The sequence below is a fragment of the Sphingobacterium sp. UT-1RO-CII-1 genome (assembly GCF_026711005.1).
Lineage (GTDB): Bacteria > Bacteroidota > Bacteroidia > Sphingobacteriales > Sphingobacteriaceae > Sphingobacterium.
On record NZ_JAPPVJ010000007.1, the window covers coordinates 200,455 to 219,580 of the forward strand.

The following is a 19,126-nucleotide window of genomic DNA, read 5'->3' on the forward strand; positions in this document are numbered from 1 at the left end:
ATATGGGTGATAACTTGATTAGTTGGGGAGATTTTGAAAAAGTTCATTTAGTAGTAGGAACTATACTAGAAGCAAATGTTTTTGAAAAAGCAAGAAGACCTGCTTATCAGCTTAAAATTGATTTTGGAGAAGAAATCGGTGTTTTAAAATCTAGTGCTCAAATTACACATCATTATACAGTCGACGATTTGATAAACCGTCAGGTAGTAGCAGTAGTTAATTTCCCGAAAAAGCAAATCGCAAACTTTATGTCGGAATGTTTGGTCACAGGTTTTCCTGATCAAGATGGACATATTGTATTGACTACCGTCGAAAGAAAAGTGCCCAATGGAAGTCGATTAATATAGTATGAGAGTTTTTAATTTTGAAAATGATAACGTAGGAGAGGAAACTCTCGATGAACGTTACATGCAGGAAGCTCTTAAACTGGCAAAGCGGGCGTATGATGAAGATGAAGTACCCATAGGCGCTATTATTGTAAGTCAAGGGAAAATTATCGGAAGGGGATATAATCTAACCGAAAGATTAAATGATGTTACAGCTCATGCCGAAATGCAGGCTTTTACGGCAGCAGCTAATTATTTAGGAGGTAAATATTTAAAAAACTGTACTTTATATGTAACAGTAGAGCCATGCGTGATGTGTGCAGGCGCGTCTTATTGGACTCAGATTTCTAAAATCGTATATGGAACAGTTGATGAAAAGAGAGGAGCTTCCAAATATGCTAATCTATATCACCCTAAAACTGAAGTTATAAGTGGTGTTTTGGCAGAAGAATCCGCTGATTTGATAACATCATTTTTTCGTAATAAAAGATAAACTAGTTGATCTTTGGTCTTTTGGCGTGAACATATTTGCCTTATATTTGTTATATTCGTGTCTAGTAATTATCACTAAAATATAAAATATTATGGCATTTGAATTAGAAGCATTACCATACGCTAATGATGCGTTGGAACCCCACATCGATAAAGAGACCATGGAAATTCATCATGATCGTCACCATCAAGCTTATGTAGATAATTTGAATAAAGCTATTGCGGGCACGGATGCTGAAAAATTAACTTTAGAAGAGATTAATAAAAATATTTCAAAGTATTCTGCTGCTGTTCGTAATAATGGAGGAGGACATTATAACCACAAGTTGTTTTGGTCAGTTTTAGGGGCTAACAAAGGTGGAGAGCCAAGCGGAGAACTGGCTGAAGCTATCAATAAGACTTTCGGTTCTTTTTCAGAATTGAAAGCACAGTTACAAGCAGCTGGCGCAACTCGTTTTGGTTCTGGATGGGCTTGGCTTATAGTTAAAAGCGATGGCCAGTTAGCTGTCACTTCAACACCAAACCAAGATAATCCTTTGATGGATGTGGCTGAGGTTCAAGGAACACCAATTTTAGGTATTGATGTTTGGGAACACGCTTATTACCTGAATTATCAAAATAAACGTCCAGCTTATTTAGAAGCAATTTTTAATGTTATCGACTGGGATGCTGTTGCTAAACTTTATGCAGGAGCATAGTGTAAGTTTAAAATAAAAAAGAGAGGTCGCTTTAGAATAAAGCAACCTCTCTTTTTTATTTGGAAAAACAATTTAAATTTAACCTTCAAGATCAGCTAAATTATCATTCCCAAATTCTACACCATTGACTTCTGCTCTTATTTTTGCTTCAAGTTCATCACTTAAATCAGGATTATCTAATAACAATGTTTTTACAGCATCTCGGCCTTGACCTAATTTAGTGTCTCCATAACTAAACCAAGAGCCAGCTTTTTTAATTATATTATACTCTACACCTAGGTCAATAATTTCTCCTACTTTAGAAATTCCTTCTCCAAACATAATATCAAACTCTGCTATTCGGAATGGAGGTGCTACTTTGTTTTTTACAATTTTAACTTTTACGCGATTTCCAGATACTTCGTCAGAATCTTTAATCTGGGAAGAGCGTCTGATATCTAAACGAACAGAAGCATAAAATTTTAGAGCATTACCACCTGTTGTTGTTTCTGGATTGCCAAACATAACTCCGATCTTTTCACGCAATTGATTAATGAAAATACAGCAGCAATTTGTTTTTGCGATAGTCCCTGTCAACTTTCGTAGAGCTTGAGACATAAGGCGAGCTTGTAATCCCATTTTTGAATCACCCATTTCGCCTTCGATTTCCGCTTTAGGAACTAAAGCTGCAACAGAGTCAATAACTATAATGTCAATTGCTCCTGAGCGGATTAGATTATCTGCAATTTCTAATGCTTGCTCTCCATTATCGGGTTGAGATATGAGTAAATTTTCGATATCAACACCTAGTTTCTGTGCATAATATTTATCAAAAGCATGTTCAGCATCAATAAAAGCTGCAATTCCTCCTTTTTTTTGAGCCTCTGCAATAGCATGGATCGCAAGAGTTGTTTTTCCTGAAGATTCTGGGCCGTAGATTTCAATTACGCGTCCCTTAGGAAGACCACCAATGCCCAAAGCAATATCTAGTCCAAGTGACCCCGTCGAAATAGATTCAACAGGCTCTACAGCAGAGTCACCTAATTTCATTATTGTTCCTTTTCCGTAAGACTTGTCCAGCTTATCTAATGTAAGTTGTAAAGCTTTTAATTTATCTGCGTTGCTCATGTTTTTAGTATTGATAATTCAAAAGTATGATTAAAATTTGATTATAAAAAATATAGGCTAAAATTATTAGCTTATTGATTTGCTCGAAGCAATTGCCTTATGCTTTTGCTCAAAATATTTACAAAAATACGTTATTGGACAAACTTCACATTTCGGTTTACGTGCTAAACAGATATATCGTCCATGTAAAATTAACCAGTGATGGGCAATAGCTATCGTGTCTTCAGGCAAATGTTTGACTAATTGTTTCTCTGCTGCAAGGGGAGTTGTAGCGCGGCTGGTTAGGCCTAAGCGATTACTCACTCTGAATACATGTGTATCTACAGCCATAGCGGGCCTGTTGTAAACAACAGAAGCGATAACATTCGCTGTTTTTCGGCCTACTCCAGGTAGTTTAATAAGATCTTCTACGGATTCAGGTATTTCTCCATTAAACTCTGAAATAAGTTTCTGAGCCATTCCTACCAAATGCTTTGCCTTGTTGTTTGGGTAGCTTATCGACCGAATATAAGTAAAAACCTCTTCAGGAGAGCTGGCTGCTAATGACTCTGGTTCGGGAAATCGTTCAAAAAGAGCTGGGGTGATGAGGTTAATCCTTTTGTCGGTGCATTGTGCAGATAATATTACTGCAACCAATAGTTCATAGGGGTTGCTGTAGTTTAATTCGGTTTGTGCATCAGGATTGTGTGTCGAAAAATATTTGACAAACTCTTGATATCTTTCTTTTTTTAGCATAAACAAAGATATTCAAAAGAACATTGAAAAGAACAAAGTCCCTAACTTAATTAGGGACTTTAGGCTGTTACTTGCTTAGGCTTTTTGAGAAATTTAAAATAGCATTGATGCTTTCAGTTTTAGGCTCTATTGTAATTTGATTTAGAATTACCTTTAATTTTTCTTCAAATAACTCATCAGCTTCATTTTCTGTTTTTAAAACTTCTTTAGTTAAGCTAGCATACTGTTCTTCTTTCGTAAAGTGTTCTACCATAAGCATGTTGTTTAACATATAAACGTAGCTAGTAGATTAATATTGCAGAAGAATTAACATTTTTTAAGATTTGTTTTTAGAATAGCTCTCCGCTTCTTGGATTGCTTTGTACGCATTGACTATTCCTCCTGTAACGCTGATCTCGTCTAAATATACTTTTTTAGATGAACTGCCAGATTTTACCTTTACCTTTTTATCAACTTTAGTTACAGTTTTTAAAATAATATTCTTAACCTCCTGTGCTGAAAGTTCGGGATAATAAGAGCGTATTAGTGCCGCTAATCCAGAAACAACAGGTGCGGCCATACTTGTGCCATCCATTTCCTTGTACTTAGATTCTGGCATTGTAGAATTTATTTTTATCCCTGGAGCAAAGACATCTACAGACTTGTAACCATAATTTGAAAAGTCGGCCAAAAGCTCATTATCTAAACCAGAAGAGGTGGCACCTACTGTGATCCAGTTGCTTGCTTCTCCTACAATTGCATCTAGACTGTCTGTATAGTATTTTGTAGGATAGTTCTTCTCGATATCATTATTTTGAGCATCATTTCCAGCTGCATGTATTAAGAGTACATCTTTAGCCTCTGCATATTTAACAGCACTATCCACCGTACTCTTACTGTATGCATAACCCTTCCCAAAGCTCATATTTATTACTTTAGCACCTTGATCTACAGCATAACGAATACCATTGGCTACATCTTTGTCTCTTTCATCGCCGTCTGGCACGATGCGCACAGCCAATATTTTGACATTATCAGCCACGCCGTCTATACCAATCCCGTTTTTCCGTTTTGCTCCTATAATACCTGCCACATGTGTTCCGTGATCTGCATCTGGACCTTTTACGTCTCCATTTCCATAGAAACGCTCCGTATTATTATCATAGTCATCACCTACTATAGATCTAGAGTCATAACTCTTATTTAAATGATACTCTGTTTGATTTTTATAATATTCAACACCCTCCTCTAAATCTTTGTAAAACTTTTCAAACCCTTCTTTATCAACTTCTTTTTTACTAATTCGCAGAATCATTTTCTGTCTATCGTTTGTTGTTTTATAGTCGTTTAAGTCTGACAAAGTGATCTCTTCAGGCTGCTTACCTATATTAGCTATGACTTGATCTAACTCTTCTTTTAGTCGAGAATAATTTACATTTCCAAAATTAGCTTGGTCAAGCTTTGTTGTATAATCTGCAACCATTTGCTGGTACGCCACAAATTCTCTTCTTTCCATCTCAGTTAATGGAGTAGAAGGTAGCACCGAAACATATTTAGGCTCATAAATACGAATTAAGCGGGTGACCTCTAGATTGTCATGTTCGACGTTTTCTCCACTGCTGTTGCCTAAAAAGTTCCAGCCGTATATATCGTCAATATACCCATTGCCGTCATCATCAATCCCATTGCCCGCAACTTCCTGCCGATTAATCCACATAACATCTTTTAAATCCTCATGTGCAAAATCTACGCCTCCATCTAAGACTCCAACAATAGTGGGAGTTGATGACTTGCCTTTTAAAAGCTCATATGCTTTTTCCGTACTTATTCCCATCACTCCATCTGTTTGGAAGTCTAGGTTGAACCAATTTGGTGGGGTGCTCTTTTTTGTTTGTCCAAAACTTAAAAAAGGCAGTAAAAAAGCACCTATTAGGCTCGATAATTTAAATCTCATAACCATGATATTCTTTCTCGTCTAACGACAAATATAAGTTAACTCATTGGTACTAGTTGTTAAAAAACTATAAATACCTACTTTTTTTCACTTAACTTTAGGGAAATCTTATAACGACTGCTTTCTGCGATACGCAGAAAGTTCGTTTTTTTAAAGTAATAAATTTAGAATTATGAAAATAAAGTGGAGTTATCTTGTTATTATTGGAGCTATGTTAGCATCTTGTTCCGATAAGTCTAATGAACACATTGTTTCGTGGACTGATATTGAGCCGCCAGTGGCGGAAAAGAAAGATCATTTTCGTGTTCTCCATGGAGATACAGTGAATGATGTATATTATTGGATGAATGACTTCTTTAAAAAAGGTCCTGATTCCACTCGCGTGATTGAGTACTTGACAAATGAAAATTCATATGTCAATGCAATGATGAAAGATACAGAAGGATTGCAGTCTTCATTGTTTGAGGAGATGAAAGCACGAGTTAAGGAGAAAGATGAGTCTGTGCCTTATCTCAAGAACGGTTATTACTATTATAGTCGAACAGAGGAAGGTAAACAATATTATAAATTCTGTCGTAAGAAAGGAAGTCTCGATGCTCCTGAAGAAGTTTTGTTAGATATAGATAAAATGGCTGAAGGCTATGCATATTATGCGGCTAATGGCTTCTCTATAAGTCCGGATAATAAGTTATTAGCATATGGAGTCGACACTGTTTCTCGTAGAGAATACACAATCCATGTTAAAAATCTAGAAACAGGCGAGCTGATGTCTGATAAAATTGAGCGGACCACTGGTGGCACAACTTGGGCAAATGATAGTCGAACATTATTTTATACCTCGAAAAATCCTGAAACATTATTGAGTGAAAAGATAAAAAGACATAAACTTGGAGACCTCACACACAATGATGTAGTCGTTTATGAAGAAAAGGATAAAACAAATTATATTGGTGTAGGAAAGTCAAAAAATAGTAAATACATCATGATTTATACTGGAGGAACACTATCCTCGGAAGTATATATTTTAGATGCCGATCAGCCGACGGGCACTTTTCAATCTTTTCAACCTAGAATAAAAGATGTATTATATTCGGTGGTACCACTTTCTGATAGATTTTTAATTCTGACGAATGATGAAGGAGCTACTAACTTTAAAGTTATGCAAACGCCTTTAGACAAAACCACTAAAGATAATTGGACCGAATTTATCCCGCATCGTTCAGACGTCCTTGTTTCAGACATTGACGAGTTTAAAGATTTTCTTGTCGTTTCTGAAAGAAAAGATGGATTGACTCAAATGGCAATCAAGTCACTTCATACCGATGAACAACATTATTTAGATTTTGGGGAAGCTACGTATACTGTGTATCCAAGTACAAATGTGGAGTATGATACAGACGTTGTTCGGTATGGGTATACTTCCTTAGTAACTCCTTCTTCTACTTTTGATTACAATATGAAAACGAAAGAGAAAGATCTTAAAAAACAGCAAGAGGTTGTAGGTGGTTACGATGCAGCGAATTATGTTACAGAGAGGGTTTTTGCTACAGCTACAGACGGTACAAAAGTGCCAATATCTATTGTTTATAAAAAGGGATATAAAAAGAACGGCAAGGCTCCTTTGTTACTCTATGCATATGGTTCTTATGGTATGTCAATGGATCCAAGCTTTAATTCAAGTCGTTTAAGCCTATTGGATAGAGGCTTTGCTTATGCTATTGCTCACATTCGCGGAGGTGAAGAAATGGGACGCCAGTGGTATGAAGACGGTAAGATGCTGAAAAAGAAAAATTCATTTACAGACTTTATTGATTGTGGGAAATATTTGGTGAAAGAAAATTATACAAGTTCTAAACATCTATATGCTCAAGGGGGTAGTGCCGGTGGTTTATTGATGGGAGCTGTTGTTAATATGGCCCCCGAACTGTGGAATGGAGTTATTGCTCAAGTGCCTTTTGTGGATGTAGTAACAACAATGCTAGATGAAACGATTCCTTTAACCACGAATGAATATGACGAGTGGGGTAACCCTAATCATAAAGAAGCCTATGATTACATAAAGTCCTATTCACCTTATGAAAATGTGGAGGAAAAAGAATATCCTCACCTTTTAGTAACAACAGGATTGCATGATAGTCAAGTGCAATACTTTGAGCCGGCAAAATGGGTTGCTAAACTTCGAGCTACCAAGAAGGGCAATCAAGTTATTTTATTTAAAACAGATATGGAATACGGCCATGGGGGAGCATCAGGTAGGTTTGATTATTTGAAAGATCTAGCTTTGAATTATGCGTTCTTATTTAAGTTAGAAGGAATAACAAAGTAAGGGTGAGTCACTTTAATAAAAAAAGGCTTGATAACAATCAAGCCTTTTTCATTTTATAAGTTCTTTAACGAATCTAAAGAATTTTCTTTTTCAATTTCTCGGGCATCAATTTGATGTTGTTTGTAGTTTTGAACAGCAATTCTACTTGCACGCTGTGAGACTACAATTCCCAGAACTGCAATCGCCGTTATGACAACTAATCCCCATACGTATTTTTTCTTGTCCTGTTTTACCAACCAGTACATGACAAAAATGTAGGGTATAGCGAAAAATATGTAAAATATAATACTTGGACCAACCATGTTATAAATCTTTATACAAAAGTATTCATTTTAATACACATATAAAATATTGTTGTTGAAGTTGGCAAAAGGATAATCACAAAACATCTTCATTGTTTTTTTAATAAACGCCTTGAATATTACGTTTTTTGTCAGTTTAATCGTGATTTTTGTTTTTATTTAACAAATAAAGTAACTTAGTATTGCGAAATAGAAAAAAAACTTACTACTTTTGCGTTGTCTTTAATATTAATTGGCATAAAATGAATTGTAAATCAGCATATATACTACATACTGCACAGCTTCAGAAGAAGTTTGTACAGCCTGTATTGTATGCTTTATATTCATTAAAGTGTCCAGTATTAAGGTTTCGACGACCTATTCTGCCTCGAGCTTGATTTCGGAGGCAGGCTACTTCCATTATAATTGTAAAGAATCTTCCAGCTCGGTGATTCTGTAAGAGTTAATCATTTTTTTAGCGGCATATTAATGCCCCTCATTTAAGGTCGACATCTCAAGATGACACTTTCAGATTTTCTAATTATTCCAGCTACTTCTGCACACATTGGGTATGCAGATACTATTTGTAACGAAATGTTCGAATCGGCAAAAGCACGAGGAACAGGTATTGCTCGACGTAAACCTGAATATGTGGCAGGTAAAATGGAGGAAGGAAAAGCCGTAATTGCTTTACATAAAGATGGCACATGGGCCGGTTTTTGTTATATAGAAACTTGGGGACATGGTGATTATGTTGCAAACTCTGGGCTTATCGTCAATCCTACTTTTCGGAAAGTAGGGTTAGCTAAAGTAATTAAAAAACGAATTTTTGACCTATCGAGAGAGAAGTATCCGAAGTCTAAAATTTTTGGATTGACTACTGGCTTGGCAGTTATGAAGATAAATTCAGATCTTGGCTATGAACCGGTAACATATTCCGAGCTCACACAAGACGAGGAATTTTGGAAAGGTTGTCAATCTTGTGTGAATTACGAGATACTTGTAAGTAAAGACCGTAAAAACTGTATGTGTACCGCTATGCTATGGGATCCTGTTGAAAAGGAGAGAGAGTTAAAAGAAAAGATTCAAAGAAGGGCAGAAGCTAAAGAGCGTTTAGATCGTATTGTTAAGAAGCAATCACTTTTAAAAAAGATTGAAGCGAAGTTATGGCGTGCAGTAAGAAAAACAATTGTTGCTATTTTTCCTGTAGGAACACGAAGTATAAAAGGTATTTAAGGCGTAAGAAAATTAAGAACCATACATAAAATACCCATGTTTACGACAACATACAGCATGCATAGAAATAAAAGTGTACATAATAAAAAAGTGGGTATTCTAAATAACGATTAGAAAAACAGATTATACATATATAAAAAGTTTATTAAAAGATGAAAAAAGTAGTATTAGCGTTTAGTGGTGGTTTAGACACCTCCTTCTGTTGTATATATTTGTCCAAAGAGCTAGGTCTGGATATTCATTCTGTAGTAGTTAATACAGGTGGTTTTTCTGCCGAAGAACTTCAAACAATTGAGAAGCGGGCTTACGAATTGGGAGTTACATCACATACTACAATTGATGAAACAGAAAACTATTATCGCGATACTATTAAGTACTTAATTTTTGGTAATGTATTGAAGAATGGCACTTACCCGTTATCAGTATCTGCTGAGAGAGTTTGTCAAGCAACTGCTATAGCCAATTATGCGAAAAAAATTGGAACAAATTGTGTCGCGCACGGTTCGACAGGTGCAGGGAATGATCAGGTTCGCTTTGATATGATATTACAAACACTTATCCCAGGGGTAGAGATTATCACACCTATTAGAGATCTAAAGCTCTCCCGTGAACAGGAAATTGATTATCTTAACAAACATGGTGTAGAGATCAATGCCGAAAAAGCTAAATACTCTATCAATAAAGGTTTGTGGGGGACATCTGTTGGAGGAGCTGAAACCTTAACATCAAATCAGTATTTGCCTGAATCAGCTTGGCCTACTCAGGTTACTTCCGAAGAGCCACAAACTATAACCATCGACTTTGTTAAAGGAGAACCGGTAGCTTTAAACGGAAAGAATATAGGGTCAGTAGCTGTTATACAACAATTACAGGATCTATCACAACCCTATGGTATTGGACGCGACATACATGTGGGAGATACTATTATTGGTATTAAAGGGCGAGTCGGTTTTGAGGCTGCAGGTCCTCTTATTTTGATTAAAGCGCACCATACATTAGAAAAACATACCTTAACAAAATGGCAATTATCGTGGAAAGATCAGTTATCTGGTTTTTATGGTAACTATATGCACGAGGGTCAAATGCATGATCCTGTTATGCGTGATATGGAAGCATTTTTAACATCTTCGCAAGATACAGTCACTGGTCGTGTGATTGTTGAATTACACCCTTATCGTTTTGTGATCGTAGGCATTGAGTCGGAGCATGATTTAATGTCCAATAAATTCGGGACCTATGGTGAAATGAATGAAGGTTATACAGGTGATGATGTAAAAGGCTTTACAAAAATATTTGGTAACCAGACCAGCATTTGGCATAAAGTCAATAAGGGGTAGTGCTTAAGAGTTTTATTCCCTTATTGTGGAGAGAAGATAAATAAGAAAATCTAATATACTAATATATTGAAAGCATATTAATATGAGTAAAATAAAAGTTGGAATAGTAGGTTCTGCAGGTTATACAGGAGGAGAGCTCCTTCGGGTTCTAATATATCACCCTGTTGTAGATATTATTTTTGTCAATTCTATCTCTAACGCAGGGAATAAAGTTTATGATGTTCATGCTGATTTGTTCGGTGATACGGAGCTAAGCTTTACATCAGATTTTCACGCTGATATCGATGTACTCTTTATGTGTGTGGGACATGGTGATGCCCGCAAGTTTTTAGAGAAAAACCCTGTTTCTGACACAGTCAAAATTATAGATTTGTCGCAGGATTTTAGACTAACTTCTAATCATACTTTTCAGGATAGAAATTTCATATATGGCTTGCCAGAATTGAATAGAAAAGCTATAAGCACAGCTGATAATGTCGCTAATCCAGGTTGTTTTGCTACTAATATTCAGCTTTCACTATTACCATTAGCATCAGAAGGACAGTTAACCGATCAAATACACGTAAATGCAACAACGGGCTCTACCGGTGCCGGTCAAAAGCCTGGAGCTACAACACATTTTTCGTGGAGAAGTAATAATCTGTCCGTATATAAGTCGTTTGAGCATCAACATTTACAGGAAATTTCAGAATCATTGAATCAATTGCAGCAAGGATTTTTACCGGTAGATCAGCGGTCATTATTAGAACGTGCTGCGGATAGAATAAACTTTATTCCGCAAAGAGGAGCATTCGCTAGAGGGATATTTTCAAGCATCTATATAAAGAGCAACTTATCTATAGGTGAAGCCCATCAATTGTATGCTGACTATTATGAGAAGCATCCCTTTACGTGGGTCAGTAAAACAAGTGTAGATTTGAAGCAAGTAGTTAATACAAATAAAAGTATTATTTCTTTAGAAAAACACGGTGATAATTTATTGATTTTAAACGCAACTGATAATCTTTTGAAAGGAGCTTCTGGGCAGGCTGTTCAGAACATGAATCTTATGTTTGGACTTGACGAGCGGGAAGGTTTAAATTTAAAAAGCTCTGGTTTTTAAGCTTTTTTTAAAATATGATATAAAAATAGGCTCGTATACTTTATTATACGAGCCTATTTTATTTTATATGAAAAATTTGAAATTTTTATTCTGCCGAGAGATTGAATTTTCTTTCGATCGATACATTATCACCTGATACTGCATTTCCATCTTTATCAACAAGTGTAAGTTTTACTGTGTTTTCACCCATTGGTAAATTTAATATTTCGTAAGGAACCCATTTGTCCAATGTAAACTCTTGACCATTTACAGAAGCTTTCACTTTATGTCCATCTGCACCAAGTTCAGCGTTTGAAACAAAGAAATCTAGCAGCATAAATTTAGTGTCTTCACCTTTATAGTCTCCTTTCGGACGGCTATAGAATAAAGCAGCTTCTGCAGGAACAGCTTGCTCTTCAATTTTAGCATCTGCTGTTACTTTGAATTTCACTAGTTTGTGTGCATCTGCTGTTTTTATCGATTCGTGGTATGAACGAGACAGGAATGACATAAGATAATGCTCTGAATTTACAGGTACAGTGACGCTGTGCTCTGGCTTATATAAAGCTGCATATGGCGTGTTATCTAGTATAAAATGGATATGCTGTCCATCGTGCGAGTTTGCCATATGATGGTCGTGTTCTGTTTGTGCAGTAAGCTCAAAATTACTTACATCATATTTTACAGTCACTTTAGCTGAGTCTGTTCCCACTTTTTCAGCTGTAATAGAATTTATTTTTAGTGTTGCCCCAGGAAATTCTTTTGAATGGTTTAGCGGATTAATCGCAATAGCATTTTCTACGTTTTCTACAGTAGTCGAGTCAGACGTATTTGTAGTGTCCGTATTATTTGCATTTTGATTACAGGAAACTATTGTCGCCGATACAGCTATAACGGCTGCTGCGGTTTTAAAATTTTTCATATTCATATCTATATATTTATTTATAACTATCATTTGCTCGATCTTAAATACGTTTTACCAAGAGTTATTCTTGGAGTCAAACGTTCTTGTGATAACAAATATAGTTCTAAAATGTTTTAATTATAAATCTATTTAAAAACTATATCTAAGGCTTCTTTTAGTGCTTGCAGGCTTTTTTGCAAATCATCTGTTGTATGAGCCTGTGAGATAAATCCTACCTCATAACCGGATGGACCAAAATATACGCCTCGGTTGAGAAGCTCCTTGTGCATTATTTTATACTTTTCCATTGATTTTGGATCGATTTGATCAGCTCTAGTAATCTTTTTCTGATCCGTAAAAGCAATCCAAAAGATAGAACCTATTGTGAATACTTGTACATCGTAGCCTTTTTCTTTAATATAAGATCTCAACTCGTTTATAAAACTCTTTGTTTTCTCTTCTTGTTCTTCATAAAAACCAGGTTCGGAGAGTATGCTTAACGCTGCAATACCAGCGGCCATAGCTACGGGATTTCCTGATAAAGTGCCTGCCTGATAAACAGCTCCATCGGGAGAAATATTAGACATTATTTCGTTTGAAGCCCCATAAGCCCCTACAGGCATGCCACCGCCAATAATCTTACCGTAGGTAATTATATCCGGCTGTATACCGTAATATTTAGCTGCTCCTTCAAAACCTAATCTAAATCCTGTAATAACTTCATCAAATATTAACAGGGTGCCATTCGCTTTTGTTACAGCGCGTAAATAATCTATATATTCTTTTTCTTGTAATAGTAAACCATTATTCGCCGGGATACCTTCGATTATTACAGCTGCTATTTGGTTTTTAAAATCACTAAATACACGGTCTAATGCATCTTTATCATCTAGCGCAATGACAATTGTTTCATCTGCAAAAGCCTTAGGTACTCCCGCCGAAGAGGTCTCTCCAAACGTAACTAAACCCGAACCAGCTTTGACCAATAAAGAATCAGAATGCCCGTGATAACAGCCTTCAAACTTTACAATTTTGTCTCTCTTTGTAAAGCCTCGTGCTAGACGTATTGCCGACATGACAGCCTCTGTACCTGAGCTTACAAATCTGATTTTATCTATAAAGCTGTTATTCGATAAAATCAAATCAGCCAATTCATTTTCCAAACGTGTTGGTGCGCCAAAGCTTAGTCCTTTATTTAGCTGGGTTGTTACAGCTTCTCTTACTTCCGCATTATTATGTCCTAAAATTAAGGGACCCCAAGAGCAACAGAAATCTATAAACTCATTATTGTCTGCATCCCATATTTTTGATTGATCTCCTCTTTCAATGAATAGGGGTGTGCCATATACCGATTTAAATGCACGTACTGGAGAATTTACTCCTCCTGGAAAATACTCTTTTGCTTTTGCAAATAGCTCGGCAGATTTTTCACGTGGAATATCTGGAAATTGTGTTGACATATTTTTTTCTTTAAATATCTTTTTATTGAATTTCTTTTAACACATTCATGAACTCAAAGTATGGATTATTTCAACCAGCCTTTTTCGAGCACTTCTTTAGCATGATATGTGAGTATGGCTGTTGCTCCTGCTCTTTTAAAACTAAGAAGTGTCTCCATAATAGCTCTTTCTTCGTCTAGCCAACCATTCTGAATAGCGGCTTTTAGCATGGCATATTCACCCGATACGTTATAAGCGGCGATTGGAAGATCGAAGTTATCATGTAGTAGTCTAATAATATCTAAATAAGGGAGTCCGGGTTTTACCATCAAGAAGTCAGCACCTTCTTCCATATCCAATTGAGCCTCTATTAAAGCCTCTCGTGCATTGGCAGGATTCATTTGATAGGTTTTTTTATCACCGGCTTTAGGTGCAGAGTTAAGAGCGTCACGGAAAGGACCATAAAAAGCAGAAGCATACTTTGCAGTATATGACATCAGGGATACCTCCGTAAACCCATTACTATCCAATAATTCCCGAATATATCCAATACGACCATCCATCATGTCAGATGGTGCTATAATATCTGCACCGGCTTCCGCTTGTGCCAATGCCATTTTTCCTAAGACCTCTAGAGTTTCATCGTTTAGAATTTTTGAGCCTTCCACAATGCCGTCATGTCCATCTGAACTGTAAGGGTCCATTGCGACATCGGTTACAATACAAGCTTCCGGAAAATTACTTTTGATAGCGTTAATAGCTCTCAAATATAAATTACCTTTTTGATAGCTGACTGTAGCCATTTTATCCTTTAAAGAGTCTTCAATATTCGGAAACAAGTCAAAAGAATATAGCCCTAAGTTGAGACATTGCTCTACTTCTTTCAATAAGTTATCTATAGAATATCTATAAATACCCGGCATCGAAGCGACTTCTGTTTTTTGTGAAGTGCTATCTACGATAAATAAAGGAAAAATTAAATTTTTAGCAGTGATATGGTGTTCTTGTACCATGTCGCGGATTACTGCAGACTTTCTATTTCTTCTTGGACGATGTAACATCATATATTATTTTAAGTAAAAAGGAGCTTTTAAGCTCCTGGACAATTTTATAAATCTAAACCGAAAATTGCTTCTGATAAACCGATTTCATCTGGAGTGAAAGGTAGTTCGTAGGGTAGTCCCATAGCCTCGATAGCCTGTCCTGTTGAGTAACCTATACAAATTATTTTTTGATCAGGATCAATCAAGTTGTTTTTAAAATAGGCCTCTACATTGCTCGGACTTGTAAATACCAATACCTCCGCATTTGTTTTATCTACTTCATCCTCTAAAACAGTTTCATAGATCGGTAAATCAATAAGTTCTGTGTTCGCTGTAAGTTCTTTCTGAATAGACATCAGTGAGCCCTTCGCTCGTGGAATAAATACAGTTTGGCCATCCGCTACTTTCGCAAACTCTTTGGCTATACTTTGTGTATCGATTCCTAAATTGTCCCCAGAAAAGTCTGCTATACGGTTATATTTCCGTAACGTATCTTCCGAACCACGACCTAGCACCGCTATCTTTGTCTTCTTTAAAATATAAGGCTCTAATTTAAAGAAGTGGTCAATAGCATTTTTGCTATTAAAAAATATCCAATCAGCTTTTTTTAAGATGAATGAATCAAGCGTGTTAATAGTGGGATAAATTCGTATTAAGGAACGCGCGTCTATTTGTATATTATGTTTCGTAAGAAAACGGTATAAATAAGATTGTTCATCCAAATCACGTGTTATAAAGACACTTTTTGGAAGCTGACGTTCTTTTTGGTACTTATCAAATATGGCTTGGGCCATATTCTCTGTAGTTTCTGATTTTATATAAATACGATCAGGAAAATCTTCATTTGTTTCAGCTATCGACGTCCATGCCTCATAGTTACCGTCATTTGTTTTCCTACAATAGCAGCCAAGAGGAGCATGGCATCCTGCTTCAAACATGTTTAATACTTTTCGTTCCACGGCAATAGTACGCGCAACATCAGCATCATTTATCTTTTGCAAGATAGCGTACAGCTCGGTATCTACTTCGCGTATTTGTACGGCTAAAACACCTTGAGCTGGTGCAGGCACAACTTCTATCGGTGATATCTCTTCAATATGGAAGTCCGATAAGTCCATCTCAACTCTTGCCACACCTGCTTTTGCTAATACGATAGCATCGTATTGCTCATCCCGAAGTTTTTGTAAACGTGTTTGAATATTCCCCCTTAAGTCACTAAACTCTAAATCTGGCCTTAATGATAAAAGCTGTGCTTTTCTTCTGTTTGATGAGGTTCCTACCGACGCATTGTGTTTTAATGATAAACGTTTAGTTACATCAACACAATCTTTATGGATGATAATTAATTCTGACGGATCCTCTCGCTCAGAAACTGAAGCTATGATAAGTCCGGGAGGATTGACAGTAGGTAAATCTTTATGTGAGTGAACAGCTAAGTCAATTGTATTACTTAATAATTCCTCTTCCAATTCTTTTGTAAAGAAGCCTTTGCCTTCCAGTTTGTCCAAGCGAAGATGCTGTATAATGTCTCCCTGGGTCTTTATAATTTTAAGCTCAGCTTCGACACCTATCTCTGCCAATTTAGCTTTGATGTAATTGGCTTGCCAAAGAGCTAACTGACTGCCTCTCGTTCCAATGATAAGTTTTCTACTCACGGTAAATGATTTGTTTTTTCTGATTCCAAGTACACGCAAATTTAATTATTATACTATGAAAAAGTGGGGCGTATTGTCAGAATTAGGCTAAATTTCAAATAAGAATATGCTTTTAAATTAAAAAAGTGAATTCTTATGACTTCGCAAATTATCAAAGAAAAAAGTATCCTTAGTCCTATAAAGTAATCTAGGTGGTTAAGGAACTACGTGAGTCTAATTGAACTAACGGATGGGCTAATTTAATTCGTTGGGAGAGTTTTTTACAAGAATTTCTTTTGCCATAACCATAGGGACTTTTATATATTTTTTTTCCATATAGTTAATCACCTTTTCTAACACTTCTCGTGCAGCAGGATCCAAGTTATCTACATCTTTAGCAAAGACTTCATTTAATGCAAACGATTTGATCTCTTTAATTGTCTCTGGCACTTGACGCATTGCAACTTCAACACGGCGTTGTTTCAAAATAGGTAAAAATTCTGCGATATTTTTCTGAATGATAACGTCTGCACTTTCTAGTTCGTTGCGACGTTCTTGCATGTTTTTTTCTGCAATCTTTTGCAAGCTACTTACCTCAATATAATGTATAGGAAAAGTAGCTATTACTTCATCAGAAATATCGTTGGGGATGGCTAAGTCTACTATGATTTTCTTATCAGTTTCACCATTCAGTAGTAATTTGTATAAATTATTATCTATAATGGCTTCAGGAGAACCCGTACAGGTAATCATAACATCAAATCCTCTTTTGTAATTCCCTAATTCTGCTAGCGAGTAATATGGTGCATTCAGTTCTTCCGCTAGTTTCTTAGCATTAGCAGATGTACGGTTGAATACGACGAAGTCGGTATATTTATGCTTCTTTAAATATTTAGTGAGATTTTGATTCGTTTCTCCTGATCCGATTACCAAAATCCGGGGATTGCTCGGAATTTTTGCTTCTTTAAGTTTACGGTATGCAAGAGAAACAACGGAGATTGGATTTTTAGAAATATTGGTATAGGTATAAACTTCTTTAGCTGTCTTAACAAGTTGATCCATTGTTAACCTTAAAAAATCACCAGTAAAACCAGCCTGGCGACAGCGTTCGTAAGCTCGCCTAACTTGTGCTAATATTTCTTTCTCACCAACGACTAAACTTTCTAATGAACATGACATACGGAAGAGGTGAGTTAAAGCATTCATGTCGGTGTAGCGATTTACTTGCCCTAAATAGCAATGCAATTGATCTGCCGGAACACAGAAGTTCATCCGTTGCATAAAGTCTGCTATAAATGAATCTGTCAGCTCATGAGCTCCACAAAATATAAATTCTACACGGTTACAAGTCGCTATGTAAAAAATTTCAGGTATATCTAAAGCGTTTTTTAAACTCATTAGTCTTCCTTCTAACTCTTCGTTACAGATAACTAAATTGCCTAAATCCTTTAGATCAACGTGCTTGTGTGTGAATGCTATAACTTTTAAATTCTTCAAAGTCTGGTTACCTTCAATAATTAATACTGCAAATGTAGATTAAAAGACATGTTAATATGTCAAAAATCTGTCAACACATGTAATTTAGAATGCTTATAAATAGACTTAAGTGGCTTGTTATTAGTTTGTTGTGTTTTGTTTCTTAGAAAAGTGATAAAAATCATTTCTCTGCAAGGCAATAAAATTTCATTTACTGTTGATAAGTTAATGTGTTTGATGGTGAGAATTATCATGAAGCTTAGAGCTACATTTAGAAAAGCAGCTCTAGGCCTGATATTATTTTTTATTGGGACGATGAGAAATAAAGTGATCTTTTAATTTGTCTAAACCAATATTTTCTTCTGGTTTGTCGAGTTCGAAAGACCATACTTTGGTGTCTAAAACCTCATCAAGATCTTTGGATTGAATTAAATCGAGTGGTTTAACGCGGATCTCTTTGATAATAGGTTGCGTCGCTTTTTGAACCGTTTTTGTAAAACGAATAATTTGAATCTCGAAGGTAGGCCATTTTCCGACCTGACTGAAATTTGCAGTATAGAACTGTAGGGTGTCCTTTTTTAAAATTTTCTCGGCAAAAACACCTGTGCGTTTTAATGTGTTTACCTCTGCTATGGCTATTAATAAATCGTATGATGTGTGGTTAACGATATGAAATTTCGCTAACCCCTCACGTTGTTCGCCCTCAACTGCTAAGAATATTCCCTTCTCTACAAATGGAATATTAATTTTTGCAGGTTCTTCAAAGTTATCATCTTCACGTTTCATATTTCCGTGAACTAAAGTAACCTTGCTTGCTAATACAGGTATTTCAAAGCCTGATTTATCTGTTACCCCGATAATGTCATTGTTTTGGAAAGAAGTAATATGTCCCTCGATAGGTTCATCAACAAATCTAACCAAGTCTCCAATTTTAAGATTCATATGTATATAATCTGTTTTTATTAGTCATATATAATACTCGTGTATGTACTTTACAGAAATGTAGACATTTCGTATTTTATATAACTACTCGTATATTCTTATTATTTACTGCAACTTATAAAGTGTTTGGTAGTTA

Annotated in this window: 18 protein-coding genes; 7 read left to right on the top strand and 11 right to left on the bottom strand. The window is 36.0% G+C overall.

Annotated elements, in window-relative coordinates:
- Positions 1-2: 2 nt before the first annotated feature.
- The 3 genes from ORI89_RS15845 (at position 3) to ORI89_RS15855 (ending at position 1,516) form a co-directional block, all read left to right on the top strand.
- Complete coding sequence (locus ORI89_RS15845; protein ID WP_268231484.1) at positions 3-347, top strand: tRNA-binding protein; 345 nt, start codon at positions 3-5, stop codon at positions 345-347.
- A gap of 1 nt (position 348) precedes the next feature.
- Entirely contained in the window at positions 349-819 is a 471-nt protein-coding gene (locus ORI89_RS15850; RefSeq protein WP_268231485.1) for a nucleoside deaminase, read from the top strand.
- Between the two features lie 91 nt (positions 820-910).
- Positions 911-1,516, top strand: coding sequence for a superoxide dismutase (locus tag ORI89_RS15855; RefSeq protein ID WP_268231486.1), 606 nt, complete (start codon positions 911-913; stop codon positions 1,514-1,516).
- Between the two features lie 78 nt (positions 1,517-1,594).
- Here ORI89_RS15855 and recA read toward each other — a convergent pair whose 3' ends face one another.
- The 4 genes from recA to ORI89_RS15875 form a co-directional block, all read right to left on the bottom strand.
- Positions 1,595-2,623 carry a recombinase RecA gene (recA, locus tag ORI89_RS15860; protein WP_268231487.1) on the bottom strand — a complete coding sequence of 343 codons (1,029 nt, stop codon included), beginning with the start codon at positions 2,621-2,623 and terminating at the stop codon, positions 1,595-1,597.
- A gap of 66 nt (positions 2,624-2,689) precedes the next feature.
- The gene (gene nth / locus ORI89_RS15865) at positions 2,690-3,358 is read right to left on the bottom strand and encodes an endonuclease III (protein WP_268231488.1); all 669 of its coding nucleotides are present in this window, start codon (positions 3,356-3,358) and stop codon (positions 2,690-2,692) included.
- Positions 3,359-3,425: 67 nt separating this feature from the next.
- Complete coding sequence (locus tag ORI89_RS15870; protein WP_268231489.1) at positions 3,426-3,611, bottom strand: hypothetical protein; 186 nt, start codon at positions 3,609-3,611, stop codon at positions 3,426-3,428.
- 63 nt (positions 3,612-3,674) lie between these two features.
- Positions 3,675-5,291: a S8 family peptidase gene (locus ORI89_RS15875; protein ID WP_268231490.1), complete on the bottom strand. Its 1,617-nt coding sequence runs from the start codon at positions 5,289-5,291 to the stop codon at positions 3,675-3,677.
- 172 nt (positions 5,292-5,463) lie between these two features.
- Between ORI89_RS15875 and ORI89_RS15880 the strand changes: the two genes are divergently transcribed.
- On the top strand, positions 5,464-7,617 hold the full coding sequence (locus ORI89_RS15880; RefSeq protein ID WP_268231491.1) for a S9 family peptidase: 2,154 nt from the start codon (positions 5,464-5,466) through the stop codon (positions 7,615-7,617).
- A gap of 53 nt (positions 7,618-7,670) precedes the next feature.
- On the opposite strand, the gene ORI89_RS15885 is transcribed toward ORI89_RS15880, so the two are convergent.
- Entirely contained in the window at positions 7,671-7,862 is a 192-nt protein-coding gene (locus tag ORI89_RS15885; protein ID WP_268231492.1) for a hypothetical protein, read from the bottom strand.
- A gap of 555 nt (positions 7,863-8,417) precedes the next feature.
- On the opposite strand from ORI89_RS15885, the gene ORI89_RS15890 reads away from it, so the two are divergent.
- The 3 genes from ORI89_RS15890 (at position 8,418) to argC (ending at position 11,573) form a co-directional block, all read left to right on the top strand.
- Positions 8,418-9,134: a GNAT family N-acetyltransferase gene (locus ORI89_RS15890; protein ID WP_268231493.1), complete on the top strand. Its 717-nt coding sequence runs from the start codon at positions 8,418-8,420 to the stop codon at positions 9,132-9,134.
- Between the two features lie 152 nt (positions 9,135-9,286).
- Positions 9,287-10,471, top strand: a complete 1,185-nt coding sequence (argG, locus tag ORI89_RS15895; RefSeq protein WP_268231494.1) for an argininosuccinate synthase — start codon at positions 9,287-9,289, stop codon at positions 10,469-10,471.
- Positions 10,472-10,553: 82 nt separating this feature from the next.
- A complete protein-coding gene (argC, locus tag ORI89_RS15900; protein ID WP_268231495.1) occupies positions 10,554-11,573 on the top strand; it encodes an N-acetyl-gamma-glutamyl-phosphate reductase in 1,020 nt (339 codons plus the stop codon).
- Positions 11,574-11,658: 85 nt separating this feature from the next.
- On the opposite strand, the gene ORI89_RS15905 is transcribed toward argC, so the two are convergent.
- The 6 genes from ORI89_RS15905 to ORI89_RS15930 form a co-directional block, all read right to left on the bottom strand.
- Entirely contained in the window at positions 11,659-12,474 is an 816-nt protein-coding gene (locus ORI89_RS15905; protein WP_268231496.1) for a hypothetical protein, read from the bottom strand.
- 128 nt (positions 12,475-12,602) lie between these two features.
- On the bottom strand, positions 12,603-13,916 hold the full coding sequence (gene hemL, locus ORI89_RS15910; RefSeq protein ID WP_268231497.1) for a glutamate-1-semialdehyde 2,1-aminomutase: 1,314 nt from the start codon (positions 13,914-13,916) through the stop codon (positions 12,603-12,605).
- Positions 13,917-13,981: 65 nt separating this feature from the next.
- Entirely contained in the window at positions 13,982-14,956 is a 975-nt protein-coding gene (gene hemB, locus ORI89_RS15915) for a porphobilinogen synthase (protein WP_268231524.1), read from the bottom strand.
- A 47-nt stretch (positions 14,957-15,003) separates the two neighbouring features.
- Entirely contained in the window at positions 15,004-16,593 is a 1,590-nt protein-coding gene (gene hemC, locus ORI89_RS15920) for a hydroxymethylbilane synthase (protein ID WP_268231498.1), read from the bottom strand.
- 234 nt (positions 16,594-16,827) lie between these two features.
- A complete protein-coding gene (hemA, locus tag ORI89_RS15925; protein WP_268231499.1) occupies positions 16,828-18,069 on the bottom strand; it encodes a glutamyl-tRNA reductase in 1,242 nt (413 codons plus the stop codon).
- Positions 18,070-18,345: 276 nt separating this feature from the next.
- A complete protein-coding gene (locus ORI89_RS15930) occupies positions 18,346-18,990 on the bottom strand; it encodes a hypothetical protein (protein WP_268231500.1) in 645 nt (214 codons plus the stop codon).
- Positions 18,991-19,126: the final 136 nt, after the last annotated feature.